Origin of the sequence: Caballeronia sordidicola, assembly GCF_001544455.2 — a bacterium.
GTDB classification, from domain to species: domain Bacteria; phylum Pseudomonadota; class Gammaproteobacteria; order Burkholderiales; family Burkholderiaceae; genus Caballeronia; species Caballeronia sordidicola.
In genome coordinates this window covers 242,091-258,461 of record NZ_FCOC02000006.1, presented here as the reverse complement: position 1 = coordinate 258,461, position 16,371 = coordinate 242,091, and the positions used below count along the sequence as shown (strand labels likewise).

Below are 16,371 nucleotides of genomic sequence, written 5' to 3'. Positions count from 1 at the left end.
GTTAGTCGAGTACCACCCCGCCATCCACCATCAATGTTTCGCCATAGACGAACGAGGCCTCGTCCGATAGCAGGAACAACACGCCTGCGGCGATTTCCTCCGGCCGGGCGAAGCGGCCCATCAGTACCGAGTTCTCGACTGTCTGGCGCTCCTGCTCGGTCATGCCCAGATGCATGTCCGTCCAGATGGGTCCGGGGCACAGGCAGTTCACGCGAATCGCACCGCGATGAACCGCGAGTTCGCGTGCGAGTGAACGTGTCAGCGTGACCACACCGCCTTTGGACGCACCGTAAGCAGACGTTGACAGGCGGCCTGCGCCACGTTTCGCCGTATCCGATGCCACCGTCACAATGCGTCCGCGTTTGTGCGGGATCATTGTGCGAAGCGCCTGCTGCACGCACAGAAAGGTGCCGCGCAGATTGATGTTCATGACGCGATCCCACTCGCTCACAGTCAGATCGAGCACGCGCGTCTTGTTCGTGATGCCGGCGCAGGTAACGATGCCGTCGAGCGCGATGCCGCTATCGCCGGCCTGCTGGAACACGCTGGCAATCGACGCCTCCGACGCCAGATCGGCGGCGACAGGCAGGCAGCGCGCGCCCAGCGCCTCGACCTCTTTCGCGGTCTGCGCGAGGCCTCCGTGGTTCGCATCCACGCAAATGGTGCTTACGCCGTGCGCGGCGAGGCCCAGCGCCACCGCGCGGCCCAAACCACCCGCGCTGCCGGTCACCATCACGCCTTGAAGATCGAAGTTCATGCGCGGGCTCCTGCGATTCTTCTGCCGGTTAGCGAGTTGTCGAACAAAGCAGTTGCCGATGCCGCCGCGCGTGCCGCAAGCGAAGCAGGATCGATGCGCGCAAAGTCCGGGTTGAATAGCTCGACGGTCCACCAGCCGTCGTACCCACGCGCGAGGAGTGCATTCACGATTGCCTGGACCGGGACCACGCCTTCGCCCGGGAAAAGACGGTCGGCGAGCATGTCGAGTTGCGCGGCTGGCTTGTCTTTTGCATCGGCGAGTTGCACGTTGAAGATCCGCTCGGGCGCGATCCGTTCGATATCGCTTACGAGCGAACCGCCCTGGTGGAACAGGAAGGTATCGATCAACACGCCGCCATTCGCCCGGTTGGCGAGGTTCACGAGTTCCGTGGCGCTTGCCAGCGTGGATATCTCCGGCGACGTTCCCATGAATTCGAGGCACAGGCGCACGCCATAGGGCCGTGCCAGATCGCACAGCGACGCGAATTCCTCGGCGGCGACCGCAAGTTCGCCCGTTTCACGCAAGGCGGGAACGGCGGTCACGTTCGCGCATTCGAACTGCTCGCAATGCCGAAGGAACGCATGCAGGCGATGCAGCAGCCGTTCGCGCGTTTCGTCAGCGCCGCCGCCGCGTTGCCGGCGGCTCACGAGCGGCAGACCGCCGTGGTATTGCCATTCGGCAAGAAACGCGGCCTCGGCGACGTGCAGGCCGTATTCGCTCAGCCAGCCACGTACCTCGTCGAATGTTCCTCCTTGCGCCAGATACTGTTCGAACTGATCGTAGCGCAAACCAATGCCCTTGAAGCCCGCATGCGCGGTGTGCTTGAATGCCTGTTCGAACGCACAGGGAGCAAGCGTCACCGGACTCAATGCAAGATCTGGATGCAAAAGGGCAGAAGGATGACTCATGACACGTCTCCCGTGCTGCGCGTCTTCGCATTAACGCCCGCCGCGCTCCTTTCACGTTTGAGAGGCTTTGCATCCCCAGCGGCCGACGGTTTCAATGCCCGCTCGGGCAACACAATCTCGTTGGTCATCAGGCGCGTGGGCAGCCTGACGATCTCCGGCCGCGAGCCATCCTGCCCGATCAGTCCAAGCAGCATGCGCACCGCGATCCGGCCAATTTGATGGGTGTCCTGAGCAATGACGGGCATTGGCGGATCGACAAGACGTGCCCAGGGCACGTCGTCAAAGCAGATCACTTCAACGTCGCTATTGCGTTGAAGGCCCAGTTCGCGCATTGCCAGCAGCACGCCTTCGGCAATCGTGTTGCTGGTGGCGAACAATGCGCCAGGCCGGTCACCGGTATCGAGCAAGGCCAGCGCCGCGGCGTAGGCCGAGTTGGCCTGAAGCCCACCGAACCGTATCCAGTCGCGCCGCACGGGAACGCGCGCGGCTTTCAAGGTCGCCTTGAAGCCGGCAATCCGTTCCCGCGACGTCATGAGTCCTCGGGAGCCTGCCAGCGCACCAATGCGCGTGTGGCCGCGTTCGAGCAGATATTGCACTGCAAGGCGCGCACCGCCTTCGTTGTCGCTCAGCACCGCGCCGCAAGCGGGTTCGTCGATCATGCGGTTGATCGCCACCAGCGGAAGCCGCTCCGGCAGATCACGCTCCATATAACCGTGATCGCCTTCCGCGGGCGCAACGATCAAGCCGTCGACACGCCGCTCCATCAGCCCCATTACCGCCTCGCGCTCACGCTCGAGATCTTCGCCGCTGTTCGCAAGAATCACGGAGTAATCATTCAGCGCCGCTTCGGCTTCAACGCCGCCGACAACCTCCGCGAAGAACAGGTTGGCCACATCCGACATCACCAGCCCGATGGTGCGCGACCGGTTCGTCCGCAGGCTGCCCGCCACGCGGTTCATCCTGAAACCAAGCTGCTGCGCCGCAGCGACAACGAGATCCCGCGTAGCAGGACTCACGCGCTCTGAGCCGTTCATCACGCGGGAAACAGTCTGGTACGACACGCCAGCCCGTCTGCCGACATCCTTTAAGGTGGGCGCGCGATTGATTTCTTCTGATTTCATTTTTTCCCGCAATGTGATCGTTCACATCCTTAATATAGCCAAGCTTCCGCGGAAGTAAACCCGTCAATGCGAACGTTCACATGGTTTACGGGTAAACCTGATTCGCGCAAACAATGGCCGATAAACAGCGCTTGTCACGCGCCGCGTCCTGGGTTGCAATCATGCGTGTCGCTACAGGAGAACAACTGAGATGGATCAGGCATCAGTCCCGGCATCGGCGGAGCGCCGCTGGCTCATTGCAGCGGCGCCGGCAATATTTCTCGTCCTGTGGTCGGCCGGCTTTCCGATCGCGAAGATCGGCCTTCGTTACGCAACGCCGCTCGCCTTCCTGTCCATCCGCTTCGCGTTGAGCGTGGCCGTGCTGCTCGTGCTGTGCGTATGGCGGCGTCCTGTCTGGCCACGCACCGCACGAGCGTGGATGCATCTGGCCGTGACCGGCTTTCTGGTTCAGGTGATGTACTTCGGCTTGAGCTATCTGTCGTTGACAGCGAGCCTTTCGTCAACCGTTCTTGCTCTCGTGGTGTCGTTGCAGCCGATCATTGTCGGCGTGCTCGCACCCGTGCTGGTTGCCGAACGCGTCAGCGCCCGCAAGTGGATTGGGCTGGTACTCGGCCTGGCCGGCGCGGCCGGTGTGATCGCGGCGCGCGGCCATGTGGAAGTCCAGTCATTGAGCGCGTTGCTTCTGGCGGCCGGCGCGCTCGCCGGCATGACCGCCGCAATGCTTTACGAGAAGCGCTTCGGTACGCGCCAGGACCCGCTGAGCGCGAATCTGATCCAGTACGCCATTGGTTTTGCGATTTGCGCGCCTTTGTCCGTCTCGTTCGAAACGATGCACGTTCAATGGACCGGCGCGTTCGTCGCCACGCTCCTGTACCTCGTGATCGGCAACTCGCTGATCGCCATCACGCTGCTGCTTGCCATGACGCGCGCGGGCAAGGTGTCGCAAGTAGCGTCCCTGTTCTTCTTCGTGCCGCCAGGGGCTGCGTTGATGTCCTACGCAATGCTGGGCGAAGTTTTACCCTCAACGGCGTGGTGGGCGATGGCAGTCGCAATAGTAGGCGTCGCGATTGCAACCGCAGGGCGGCCGTGATCAGGCGCTGCCGCCAACGCGCGCGGCCAGTCGCTGCTGCCTCAAGATCTTGACGAAGTTCAGCACGGTCGCCGATTTTTCGCGTGGTCTATGAACCAGCGCAATGCCAGTCGAAAGTGGCTTGCCCTGCAGTTCGTGATACGACACTCCTTCGACCTGGATCTGCCGGATCGACGCGGGAACCACCGCAACGCCGAACCCCGCCGCAACAAGATTGGCTGCCGACGATATTTGTGGCGACTCCATGCTGATCGAGGGAGCGAAGCCCGCTTCGCGGCAGGCGCTGATGATCGAGTCGTATAGATCAGGACCGATTGGGCGTGGAAAGAGAATGAACGGATCATCGGCAAGGTTCGCCAGATCGACGCGCCGCCGCAGGTTCAAGCGATGGTTCGCCGGCAGTACCGCCAGCATGGCTTCGTCGGCCAGCGGTTCGACGATCAAGTCCCGGCAGTTGAGCGGCATGCGCACGAGGGCAGCGTCGAGTTGCCGCTCGGCGACCTTGTCGAGCAAGGCCGCGCTATTGCTTTCTTCGCAACTGATCGCGACGCGCTCATATGCATGCCGATAGTGCTGCATCGTCGTCGCCACCATTGGATGAAATACCGTGGAACCCGCGAACCCGAGCGACAGCCGGCCCGTCTCGCCGCGTCCCGCATTCTGCACATCCACAAACGCCTGCTGCGCGTCATCCACGATCCGCCGCGCGCTCGCGCGAAAGAGCCGTCCCGCTTCAGTCAGTTCCACGCGGCGCGGATGCCGGATGAATAGACGTGTGCCGATTTCCCGCTCGAGCTTCAGGATCTGCTGACTCAAGGGCGGCTGGGCAATCCCGAGATGCGCGGCTGCATCGGTGAAATGCAGATGCTCCGCGACGGCAAGGAAATAGCGTAACTGACGAAATTCCATATCTTTTTCGTCTCCAAAATGTGTTCGCAAGATATTGGACGAATGACCGCGCTGATTTTAACCTTTGAGTCAACCCGATGCGCTGAAACGCCGCAGCCAGGTCGGTTGGAGATAGCGGCAGCGGATCACGTCCAACTTTTCTCAGGAGATTCCAATGTCAACAGCACGCGCACCACTGGCAACACTCCCGGCCGACGCGGCCAGCAAGTTGATCGCGACATTGCGCGGCATTGTCGGCAAGAAGCACACGCTGACCGATGAAGGCGCAACCCGCCGCTACCGCACAGGCTTTCGTTTTGGCGCCGGCAAGGCGCTGGCGGTGGTGCGTCCCGGGACGATCGCCGAACAATGGAACGTGCTGCAGGCGTGCATCGCGTCGAATGTGATCGTCATCACGCAGGCGTCTAACACAGGGCTCACGGGCGGCTCGACGCCCGATGGCAACGACTATGACCGGGACATCGTGATCGTCAGCACGAGCCGCATGAAGAACGTGTACGTCATCAATGACGGTACGCAGGTGGTCTGCCTGCCAGGCGCAACCCTCGACCAGTTGGAAAAAACGCTGAAGCCGCTTGGCCGCGAACCGCATTCGGTGATCGGCTCGAGTTGCATCGGCGCGTCGGTTTTCGGTGGTGTGTGCAACAACTCGGGCGGCGCGTTGGTGCATCGCGGCCCGGCGTATACGGAGATGGCTTTGTTTGGGCAAGTCGATGCAACCGGCAAACTGAATCTCGTCAACCATCTGGGAATCGAGCTCGGCGAATTGCCCGGCGACATGCTTGGACGGCTCGACCGAGGCGAGTTTTCAGACGTCGATATCCGGCATGACGCGGGCGCGGGATCGGACCATGGTTATGCAGCTCATGTGCGCGAGATCGATGCCGAGACGCCCGCGCGATTCAACGCGGACCCGCAGCGGCTCCATGAAGCGTCCGGCTCGGCCGGCAAGGTGATGGTGTTCGCAGTCAGGCTCGACACGTTTCCAATCGATCAGGACGCAAAGGTCTTTTATATCGGCACGAACCGGCCCGACGAACTGACTGAGATCCGCCGTCACGCGCTTCATGAGTTCAAGCACCTGCCGATCTCGGGCGAATATCTTCATCGCGACGCCTTCGATATTGCGGAGGAGTACGGCAAGGATACCTTCCTCGCAATCAATTATCTCGGCACGTCCAGGCTGCCCGCGCTGTTCGGACTGAAAAGCCGTTTCGATGCACTGTTCGACCGCATCGGATTTGCCCCTTCGCACTTCACCGACCGCGTGTTGCAGGCTGCGAGTCGGCTGTTTCCAAGCCATCTGCCGGCGCGCATGAAGCAGTATCGCGACAAGTACGAACATCACCTAATGTTGAAAGTGGCGGCCGAAAGTGTCGAAGAAACGCGTGCCTTTCTCTCAAGCTACTTTGAGAACGCCACGGGCGGCTTTTTCGAATGTACCGACGAAGAAGGCCGGAAAGCATTCCTGCACCGTTTCGCCGCTGCTGGCGCAGCGGTCCGTTACCGGGCCGTGCATACGCGGGAAGTGGAGGACATTGTTGCGCTCGATATTGCGCTGCGTCGCAACGATCGCGACTGGATCGAGACCTTGCCGCCCGAGATTGAAGAGACGATTGCAATCAAGCTGTATTACGGCCACTTCCTCTGCCATGTCTTCCATCAGGATTACATCGTGAAGAAGGGAAACGATTGCCTTGAAGTCGAACACAGGATGTGGACTCTGCTGGATGATCGCGGCGCCGAATATCCGGCGGAGCACAATGTGGGTCACCTGTACCACGCGAAACCCCAGCTCGCCGCGTTTTACAAGCAGCTTGATCCTTGCAACTGCTTCAACCCGGGGATCGGGCAAACGTCGAAGTTCGCGAAGTACCGCGAGGCCGCGCTCTAGGTTCATCTAAAAAATGGAGAAGTCGCGGACCACAGGCTCAATTGCGCGATTCACGCAAGGTCACGCGCAGGAAATCGCGCAGCGAATCGCCGTGATGCGGAAAGCCCCTGTCCCTGGCCCAGATGATGCCGACATCCATTGTCGGCACCGCATTCACAACGGGCCTTCGCACAATGCGGCCGCCTTCCAGCGACCACGGGCGGTAGACCAGGTCCGACAGGATCGTCACGCCCACACCCTGCGCCACCATGCTTCGGATTCCTTCAATCGACTTGCTCTGGAAGGCTACCGGCGGCGTCAATCCCCAATGCGCCCAATAGCGATGCGCCGTATTCACATGCTCGTCCATGTCGAGCAGCAGGAAGTCATGATGTGCGACATCGGCGAGTGATGCGCTCTCCAGCGCGGCGAGCGGATGATCGGGCGCGACCCACAAATGCCGCGCCGAACGCAGCAGCGTTTCGCCCTCTATATCTTCGCGAAGCGCCGCATTCGAAACCAGCACAATGCCCAGATCAAGCTGCCCTTCAACAATAGCCTGCTCCACCTCGACGCGTTCGCGTTCGAACAGCACCAGCGACAGATCCGGAAATCGCCGCTTGAGCGCAAGCTGCAGCGTTGGCATCAAATAAGCCGAAATCGTGTCCGTCACGCCAATGCGCAGCGTGCCCGACAACCCGTCGGGCCGCTCGCGCATGTCGTCGGCGGCATGGCGGGCGGCGGCATCGATTTGCTGCGCGTGACGCAGGAAGCGCTCGCCAGCGTCGCTTAAACGCAAGCCTTTTGAATGCCGGATAAACAACTCGGCACCAAGCGCTTCTTCCAGGCTCTTGAGCGCGATGGTCATCGACGATTGCGAAATATTGCAGCGCAAAGCTGCCTTCGAGATCTGCCCGGTCTCGGCCGTCGCAATGAAATACCGTATTTGCCGCAGCGTGAAGTCCATTGATTTTGCCAATATCGCAAGTTCTTAATTTTGAATTATCAATATTATTTTGGCCACCCTAGGATCGATTTTCAGCACCCGTCAACGCATTCCCTCCGATGAAATCGATAGAAACACCGGGCTACTGCACCTTGTGCCGTTCACGGTGCGGCACCCTCAATACAGTTCGCGACGGGCAACTGGTCAGCGTACGCCCCGATCCGTCGCATCCGACAGGCTCGGCCATGTGCATGAAGGGGCGCGCCGCGCCGGAGCTCGTCCATAGTCCGCACCGTCTGAAATATCCGCTTCGGCGCACGAACCCGAAGCACGCCGCCGATCCGGGCTGGCAACGCATTTCGTGGGACGAGGCGCTCAGCGAAGTCAGCGAGCGCCTGAGCGCGATCCGGCGCGAAAGCGGCGCGGAGTCCGTCGTGTTCGCCATTACCACGCCAAGCGGCACGCCGTTGTCGGACAGCATCGACTGGATCGAGCGGTTCGTGCGTTTGTATGGCAGTCCGAATATTTGCTATGCCACGGAGATTTGCAACTGGCACAAGGACTTTGCGCACGCGTTCACGTTTGGCTGCGGCATGCCGACGCCCGACATGGAACACGCCGATCTCATCATGTTGTGGGGCCACAATCCGGCGGCGGCGTGGCTTGCGCAGGCGAACGCTGTGGGCGCCGGCCGCGCCAACGGCGCGAAGCTGCTTGTGGTCGACCCGCGTCCGACCGGGCTCGCGCAGCAGGCGGAGGTATGGCTGCGCGTGCGCCCCGGCACCGACGCCGCGCTTGCCCTCGGCCTGATCCACCTGCTGATCCGGGACGGCCAATACGACGAATCCTTCGTGCGGCGCTGGACCAATGGCCCGGTTCTCGTGCGCGAGGACAATGGCGCGTTCCTGCGCGAACGTGACGTGGATGCAAACGCGTCCGATAACCGCGTGCTGACGTGGGGCACAGCAGGCCTGAGCACTGGAACGCAGGGCGCGCTGCGCGGCACATTCGATATAGACACCGCTGACGGCCGCATTCGCTGTCACCCGGCGTTCGAATTGCTCGAGCGCGAAGCCGCGATATATACGCCCGCGCATGTGTCGGAACTCACGAGCATTCCGGCTGAGACCATTATTGCGGCGGCGCGGCTGATCGGGTCGTCGAAAAGGATTGCGTATCACGCGTGGTCAGGCGTTGGACAGCATACCAACGCAACGCAGACCGAACGCGCCATGGCCGTCTTGTACGCGCTGACCGGTTGCTTCGATAAAACCGGCGGCAATCGCCTGTATCCGAAGCTTCCCGTGAATGCGATCAGCGACCTCGCGCAACTCGCACCCGAGCAGCGCAAGAAGGCGCTCGGGCTTGCCGAGCGTCCGCTGGGGCCGCCCGCGCACGGCTGGGTGACCGCGCGCGATACGTATCGCGCCATTCTGGAAGGCGAGCCGTATCCGGTGCGCGCAATGTTCGGTTTTGGCGCAAATCCACTCGCATCGCAGGCCGATATTTCAACGGCGCGCCGCGCGCTGGAAGCGCTCGAATTTCACGTGCATTGCGATCTGTTCGAAACACCCACGGCACGCTACGCCGACATCCTGTTGCCGGTCGGCACGCCGTGGGAACGCGAGGGCTTGCGCGTGGGCTTCGAATTGAACGCGGCGTCGCAAACGCATGTGCAACTGCGCCGCCGCTTTGTCGAGCCACGAGACGAAGCGCGCTCGGACAACGAGATTGTCTTTGACCTTGCTTGCCGGCTCGGCATGCAACGCGACTTCTTCGACGGCTCTCTCGAAGCCGGATGGAATCACATGCTCGCGCCGCTCGGGGTTACGGTCGCGCAGCTTCGCGAGCAGCCCGGTGGTATCAGCATGCCCTTGCCCGAGCGTGAAAAGCATTATGAAACCACGGGTTTCGCGACCGAAACCGGGCGCGTTGAACTGTATTCGGCGTTGCTGCACCGGCACGGCCAAGCGCCGCTGCCGAGGTTCGTCAGACCAGCCGAGGAGAACCTCGCGGGAAGCCGTTTTCCCTTCGTTCTGTCCTCGGCGAAGAACGGCCATTTTTGCCACAGCCAGCATCGCTCGCTCGTGTCGCTCAGGAAACGCTCGCCGCAGCCCATGCTCGATATCGCCACGGGCATTGCACAGGCGCGCCAGATCGCGGACGGTGATCCGGTGATCGTCACCACGCGCAACGGTATCGCGCGCTTCATCGCACGCCGGGTCGATGCATTGCAACCGGATACCGTTGTCGCGGAATTCGGCTGGTGGCAAGCCTGTCCCGAGATTGGCGCACCCGGCTTTACGCTCGACGGACCGGGCAACAGCCATTACAACGGCCTGATCTCGTCGGACCATGCGGACCCGACAAGCGGCTCCGTGCCGCTGCGGTCGTTTCGCTGCGACATCGCGCGCGATCCGCTATTTGATATCGCGCGCCGTGGCTGGACCGGATGGCGTCCGTTCATCGTGAGCAACACCCAGCCGATCGCCGATGGTGTCATCGGCCTGGATCTCACGCCCGCCGATCACGGCGGCTTGCCCGATTTCCAGCCGGGCCAGCATGTGTCCATCCGCGTCGATCCCGGACATGGCGGGGAGCCGCTTGCACGCGCTTATTCGCTGACGGGGCCTGCGCGGCTAAAGTCGCGAACGCATTACAGCATCGCGGTCAGGCATCAGCGCGGCGTTGACGATACCGGCGCGGAGTGGCATGGCGCGCTTTCGTCGCATCTGCACAGGCGCATTGAACGCGGCGCGCAGGTGGAATTGCGTGCGCCCGCCGGCCGCTTCACCTTGCCCCTGCAGTCGCCACAACCGGTCGTGCTGATCGCGGGCGGGATCGGCATTACGCCTTTCATCAGCCAGCTCGAAACACTTGTATTGATGGACGCGGCGCCGCCGAAAATCGAATTGCATTACGCAAACCGGGGCAGCGCGACACATGCGTTCAAGGCGCGCCTTGCGGCATTGCGCGCCGAACTGCCGCAACTGGACGTCATTGATTACTACGGCGGCGCACGGATCACCGACGCCGTGGTGACCGACGAGCACATCAGGCTGCGCGCGCGCGTCTACATGTGCGGACCCGCGCCAATGATGCACGCCGTGCGCACCGGCCTTATTGCGCGTGGCATGCCGGGCTTCGACATATTCCACGAGGAGTTCCGCTCGCCGCCGCGTGCCCTTCCCGCAGGTGAGCGCACGCATACCGTCACGTTTCGACGCAGCGGCCGCGTGGCGCAGTGGCAGCCGGTATCCGGAACGCTGCTGGAGTTTGCCGAAAAACTGGGCATCGCGATGCCAAGCGGTTGCCGCGTCGGGCAATGCGAAAGCTGCGCCGTTCGCCTGATCAAGGGCGACGCGGCGCACCTTAACGGCGAAGCGCCTGACGAACCCGGCATGTTGCTCGGTTGCCAGGCCATTCCCGTTTCCGATCTGGAAATCGATGCATGAGCACGCCTCGAAATCCCATGACGCCATTTCCACGATTACTACCACTACCACGCCCAAGCGAGAACCCATGAAAAACACGACCACGCTCGAAAGAACCGCGCCGCCCTCCGGGAGCGGCTTCCTTGAACGCGTTGCCATTGCTGTTGCGCGCTGGTCGGAACGCTGGTTCCCCGATGCCTACGTTTTCGCGGCCATCGCGGTAGCCGCCGTGGCGCTCGGGGCACTCGCCATCGGCGCGCCTGCAACCCAGGTTGCGCAGACGTTCGGCGATGGTTTCTGGAGCCTGATTCCCTTCACCATGCAAATGGCGATGATCGCGATTACCGGCTACGTGGTCGCCGTTTCCACGCCGGCGTCGAGACTCATCGCGATGCTTACCCGCCTGCCGCGCTCGGGGCGCGCCGCGATCACGTTCGTCGCGCTGGTCAGCATTGTCCTGTCGATGTTCAACTGGGCGATCAGCCTGATCTTCAGCGGCCTGCTCGCGCGGGCGCTGGCACGCCGCGGCGATCTCGCCATGGACTATCGCGCGGCCGGCGCAGCGGCGTATCTCGGCATGGGCGCAACCTGGGCGCTCGGCCTGAGTTCGGCCGCCGCGCAACTGCAGGCGAATCCGGCGAGCCTGCCCAAGGCGATCAGCGACATCACGGGCGTGCTGCCCTTCTCGCAGACCATTTTCCTGCCGCAATCGATGCTCATGGCCGCGGCGCTCGCGGTCGTCTCGCTCGCCATTGCGTGGTTCTCGTCGCCGCGCGACGAACGCGTGGTGAGCGCGGCGGATCTGGGCGTGGACCTGTCCGAAGCGCCCATGCAAGCCGCACGCGCCCAACGTCCGGGCGACTGGCTCGAACACAGTCCGCTGCTGACCATCGTACTGGTGGCGCTGGGTGCTGGATGGCTCGTTCATGAATTCTCGAGCAAGGACCCGCTCCTCGCCATCTCGAACCTCAACACCTACAACTTCCTGTTCCTGATGCTCGGCATGTTGCTGCACTGGCGGCCGTATCGGTTCCTGCAGGCGGTGAAAGCGTCGGTGCCTTCGGTGGCGGGCGTGCTGATCCAGTTTCCGTTATACGGCGGTATCGCGTTCATGCTGACGAAGGCGGCGGCCCCCGGCGGCGAGGCGCTTTCGCATGTGCTCGCGGCGTTCTTTGTTTCAGTGTCGTCGCACATGTCGTTTCCGGCCGTAATGGGCGCGTACTCCGCCATCCTGGGATTTTTCGTGCCGTCGGGCGGCGGCAAGTGGATTATTGAAGCGCCGTATGTGATGCAGGCGGCGAGCGACCTGCGCGTGCATCTTGGCTGGGCCGTGCAGGTGTACAACGCGGCCGAGGCATTGCCGAACCTGATCAATCCGTTCTGGATGCTGCCGCTGCTCGGCGTGCTCGGATTGCGCGCGCGGGATATCGTGGGATTCACGTTCACGCAGTTGATCGTCCATGTGCCGCTCGTCTTGATTCTTCTGACCGTGCTCGCCGGTACGCTCGAATTCGTGCCGCGGACAATGTAACTGTGGAAAAAGCGCGAGTCCGTTGAATCGCGCTCGAGTCAATGCGACACCGCTGGACCGGCGCCCGGGCCAATTCCGATTTTTCAGTCGGAATGCGAACCCAGGACACGCGACAGATCCAGCGCGTCATAGGGCTTTCGCAGAATGCGAGCCGTTGGCAGCATCGTGCGCTGTTCCGGGCTCAGGACAATGTCGTACCCGGACGCGACGACAATGCGCAACTGGCGGAAGCGGCTGCTGGCGTTGATCGCCAGGTCAATACCGGAAATATCCGGCAATCCGATGTCGACAATCAGCACGTCGACTGGTTGTGCTTCCAGGACGCTCATTGCCGCGGCGCCGTTGGCAGCTTGCAAGGGAGCGATTCCAAGACGGTTCAACATTTCTATCGTTCCGGCGCGCACCAGATCGTCGTCTTCTACGAGCAGTACCTGCTGCGAGGCGAACGCCGCGGGCAAATGGGCGGTTGCAGGTTTAGCCGCAGAGAGCGCCGCAGCCGCCGCCTCGCGTTGCTCCTGGTTGCGCAGCACATGACGAATCTTGCGGGCTAGCGCTTCACGCGAATAGGGCTTGCTCAGCAACTCGACGCCCGGGTCGAGCTTGCCCCCATGCACTATCGCGTTTTGCGTGTAGCCGGACGTGAAGAGGACGCCAATACTTGGAAGCCGCTCACGAGCCTTGCGTGCCAGCTCCGGACTGCTCAAGCTGCCCGGCATGACCACGTCGGTGAACAGCAGATCGATAGGCACGCCACTCTCGATGATCGCCAGCGCGCTCATTGCGTCCTTGGCTAGGAGTATCCGGTAGCCGAGATTGGACAAGAGTTCCACGACCGTGCGGCGCACGTCCTCGTCGTCTTCCGCAACAAGGATCGTTTCGCTGCCGCCGGTGACCGGCCCTGCGTCTATCTCGACGACGGTGTCTTCTTCCTGCAGGGCCCGCGGCAGGTAGATTCGCACCGTTGTGCCGTGACCCACTTCGCTATAAAGCTTGAGATGGCCGCCCGATTGCTTGACGAAGCCATATACCATGCTCAATCCGAGGCCCGTGCCCTGACCTTCCGGCTTGGTCGTGAAGAAAGGTTCGAGCACCCGTTCCATCAAGTCCGGCGCTATGCCCGAACCCGTATCGGTGACCGCGACCATCACGTACTGGCCCGTCTCCGCGCCGGGGTTGCTCCGGACATAATTGTCGTCCAGCGCGGCGTTGCCCGCCTCGATGGTCAGGCGCCCATGTCCCTGCATTGCGTCACGTCCGTTGATCGCGAGATTCAAGATGGCGTGTTCCACTTGATACGGATCGACAAACGTATTCCACAATCCCCCCGAAACAACGGTCTCCACCTGTATGCCGTCACCGAGGGCGCGTCTGAACATGTCGTCGAGATTGCGTATGAAGCGGCCAAGGTTCACCACCTTTGGCGCGAGCGGCTGGCGCCGGCCGAAAGCCAGCAGTTGGGCAGCGAGCTTGGCGCCGCGTGTCACGCCCGCCAGTGCGTTGCGCACGCGCTGCTCGGGTCTGCCCATTCCCGCAACGTCTTGCGCGAGGAGTTGCAAATTTCCGCTGATCACCTGCAAGAGGTTGTTGAAATCGTGTGCGACACCGCCTGTAAGGCGTCCGATCGCTTCCATTTTCTGCGACTGGGCCAATGCCGCATTGGCGCGTTCCAAAGCTTCGGCCGCATGCTTGCGCTCGGTGATATCGCGCGTGACCTTGGCGAACCCGATGTGCCGGCCGGTTCCATCGCGGATGATGTCAACGACAGCATGCGCCCAAAAGGTGCTCCCGTCCTTCCGTACGCGCCAGCCCTCATGTTCGAACCGGCCGTCTCGCTTGGCCGCGGCGAGTGCGCGGGCCGGCAATCCGCTGGCGCGGTCGGCCTCTGTATAAAACCGCTCGAAATGCGTGCCGATAACTTCCTTGTCCGTATAGCCTTTGATGCGCGCCGCGCCTGCGTTCCAGTTCGTGACCTCGCCGGTTGGGGAAAGCATGTAGATGGCATAGTCGGTCACGCCCTGAACGAGCAGCCGGAACTGTTCCTCGCTCACGCGCAACGCCTCGTGGGCCGCCTTGCGTTCGGTAATGTCCCGGGTAATCTTGGCGAAGCCGACAAACGTACCCGTCGCGTCGATAATCCGGTCAACGACGACACTAGCCCAAAAGCGTGAGCCGTCTTTACGCACACGCCATCCCTCACCCTCGAATCTCCCGTCGGCCTGCGCTGTGCTGAGCGCGAGTGCCGGCTTTCCCGCGACCCGGTCCTCTTCCGTATAGAAGACCGAGAAGTGTTGCCCGAGGATCTCGTCCTTCTCGTACCCCTTGAACCGCCGCGCGCCCGTATTCCAGCTGACCACGTGGCCGGTTGGATCCAGCATATAGATTGCATAGTCACTGACGCTCGTCACGAGCAGTTCGTAGCGATGTTCGCTGTTGACATCGCCGAGGCTGCCGCTGGTATTTAAGGTCATATTCGTGGACGCACTTGCAGCGGTTGGAAACAAAGCGAAAGAAATGTTGCCGGGTGGACAATAGTTGGAAAAGTAGTATAGGGCATGCACACGTCAATTGCCGGCGCGCTGCGTCATCGGGCAACAAGGGTAATACAGGCGATGTTTGTAAAGTGCGAACCGGCCACGCAAGTTGCAAGACGAGCAAGATCGCGATTCTCGCGGAAATGAGAGAGCGGCCAAGGCGAGCGCAATGAAGTCGCTCAAAGTCGCGAACTGGCCTGATGACCGGTCCAGCGGATCTAGCAGGTCTGGCGCGATGCAAGACCGGAGAATCGTCGTCCCGCGAATCGAAGCGCCAGGAACGCGCTGAATTGAACCAGGCCGTTACAACACGAAAGATCCTGGGTCCGAATCGGGATTTTTGAGATTGTCCCATATAATCACATGCCGCAAAACATCCGTGAATAGCGATTAGGAGAAACACTTGAGCAAGCGCGCTGGTTTAAGCGAAGTTTTAGTCAAAGACGAAGCAAAAATACTTACAACGTGGATCGCCGAGCAACTTTCGGGTGGTGCGCGGCAGGACCTGCTGTCGGAGGCTGACGTCAAGGAAGCTTCGCGCGCATTTTTGTCGATATTCGCGAACGCGGTCAAAAATGACTACGACGAGGAAATGACCGGGGCTGAGTGGAACGACGTGCGGAGTCACCTGGCGAAGTTATCGCGCGAGCGCGTCGTGCAGGGTTTCTCTCCGGAAGAAACTGCAACCTTCGTTTTTTCGCTTAAGAAGCCGTTGTTCGAGGGTCTTCGCCAATCCGGAGCGGACGCGGACAGTCTCAACTCGGAATTCTGGAAACTGACGCAAGTGCTGGACAAGCTCGGCCTGGTCACCGTGTCCGAGTACCAGAAAAGCCGCCAGCAAATCATAGAACGGCAGCAGCAGGAACTGCTCGACCTCACCACACCGGTCGTCAAGCTGTGGGATTCAATCGTCGCGCTTCCGCTTATTGGCACGCTCGACAGCGAACGCACTCAGGTCGTCATGGAGAGCCTGCTTGATTCAATAGTGGAAAACGAAGCCGCGATCGCGATCATCGACATCACTGGCGTGCCGACCGTCGACACACTGGTCGCGCAGCATTTGCTCAAGACCGTCGCGGCCGCTCGCCTGATGGGCGCCGAGTGCATCATCAGCGGCATCCGCCCGCAAATTGCACAAACGATCGTACATCTGGGCGTGGATCTGGGGGACGTCGTGACCAAAGCCACGCTAGCTGAAGCGCTGAAGATCGCGCTGCGCCGGGTCGGCTTGACAGTAAGCAAGCTCGGCAGCGCCAGAACGGGCGAATAGG

At 61.7% G+C, this 16,371-nt stretch carries 11 protein-coding genes; 5 read left to right on the top strand and 6 right to left on the bottom strand.

Annotation, left to right across the window (positions count from 1 at the left end):
* Position 1: 1 nt before the first annotated feature.
* The 3 genes from AWB64_RS13395 to AWB64_RS13385 are packed head-to-tail and all read right to left on the bottom strand — an operon-like array spanning position 2 to position 2,786.
* Positions 2-757 (bottom strand): SDR family NAD(P)-dependent oxidoreductase, encoded by a 756-nt coding sequence (locus AWB64_RS13395; protein WP_060819618.1) that lies wholly within the window; start codon positions 755-757, stop codon positions 2-4.
* Entirely contained in the window at positions 754-1,665 is a 912-nt protein-coding gene (locus tag AWB64_RS13390) for a sugar phosphate isomerase/epimerase family protein (RefSeq protein WP_060819616.1), read from the bottom strand. Before AWB64_RS13390 ends, AWB64_RS13395 begins: the two co-directional genes overlap by 4 nt.
* A complete protein-coding gene (locus tag AWB64_RS13385) occupies positions 1,662-2,786 on the bottom strand; it encodes a LacI family DNA-binding transcriptional regulator (protein ID WP_063493211.1) in 1,125 nt (374 codons plus the stop codon). The genes AWB64_RS13390 and AWB64_RS13385 overlap by 4 nt, the downstream gene beginning before the upstream one ends.
* 190 nt (positions 2,787-2,976) lie before the next feature.
* Between AWB64_RS13385 and AWB64_RS13380 the strand changes: the two genes are divergently transcribed.
* A complete protein-coding gene (locus AWB64_RS13380; RefSeq protein WP_060819615.1) occupies positions 2,977-3,876 on the top strand; it encodes a DMT family transporter in 900 nt (299 codons plus the stop codon).
* Here the strand turns inward: AWB64_RS13380 and AWB64_RS13375 are convergent, their stop codons facing one another.
* Positions 3,877-4,785 carry a LysR family transcriptional regulator gene (locus AWB64_RS13375; RefSeq protein ID WP_060819613.1) on the bottom strand — a complete coding sequence of 303 codons (909 nt, stop codon included), beginning with the start codon at positions 4,783-4,785 and terminating at the stop codon, positions 3,877-3,879. It lies immediately after the preceding gene.
* Between the two features lie 154 nt (positions 4,786-4,939).
* Between AWB64_RS13375 and dld the strand changes: the two genes are divergently transcribed.
* The gene (gene dld / locus AWB64_RS13370) at positions 4,940-6,679 is read left to right on the top strand and encodes a D-lactate dehydrogenase (protein ID WP_060819611.1); all 1,740 of its coding nucleotides are present in this window, start codon (positions 4,940-4,942) and stop codon (positions 6,677-6,679) included.
* 37 nt (positions 6,680-6,716) lie between these two features.
* On the opposite strand, the gene AWB64_RS13365 is transcribed toward dld, so the two are convergent.
* The gene (locus tag AWB64_RS13365) at positions 6,717-7,625 is read right to left on the bottom strand and encodes a LysR family transcriptional regulator (RefSeq protein ID WP_060819609.1); all 909 of its coding nucleotides are present in this window, start codon (positions 7,623-7,625) and stop codon (positions 6,717-6,719) included.
* Positions 7,626-7,723: 98 nt separating this feature from the next.
* On the opposite strand from AWB64_RS13365, the gene AWB64_RS13360 reads away from it, so the two are divergent.
* Positions 7,724-11,059 carry a molybdopterin-dependent oxidoreductase gene (locus AWB64_RS13360; RefSeq protein ID WP_060819607.1) on the top strand — a complete coding sequence of 1,112 codons (3,336 nt, stop codon included), beginning with the start codon at positions 7,724-7,726 and terminating at the stop codon, positions 11,057-11,059.
* Between the two features lie 67 nt (positions 11,060-11,126).
* Complete coding sequence (locus AWB64_RS13355; RefSeq protein WP_060819606.1) at positions 11,127-12,569, top strand: short-chain fatty acid transporter; 1,443 nt, start codon at positions 11,127-11,129, stop codon at positions 12,567-12,569.
* Between the two features lie 83 nt (positions 12,570-12,652).
* On the opposite strand, the gene AWB64_RS13350 is transcribed toward AWB64_RS13355, so the two are convergent.
* The gene (locus tag AWB64_RS13350) at positions 12,653-15,037 is read right to left on the bottom strand and encodes a hybrid sensor histidine kinase/response regulator (RefSeq protein ID WP_060819604.1); all 2,385 of its coding nucleotides are present in this window, start codon (positions 15,035-15,037) and stop codon (positions 12,653-12,655) included.
* 466 nt (positions 15,038-15,503) lie between these two features.
* On the opposite strand from AWB64_RS13350, the gene AWB64_RS13345 reads away from it, so the two are divergent.
* Complete coding sequence (locus AWB64_RS13345; protein WP_060819602.1) at positions 15,504-16,370, top strand: STAS domain-containing protein; 867 nt, start codon at positions 15,504-15,506, stop codon at positions 16,368-16,370.
* Position 16,371 lies beyond the last annotated feature (1 nt).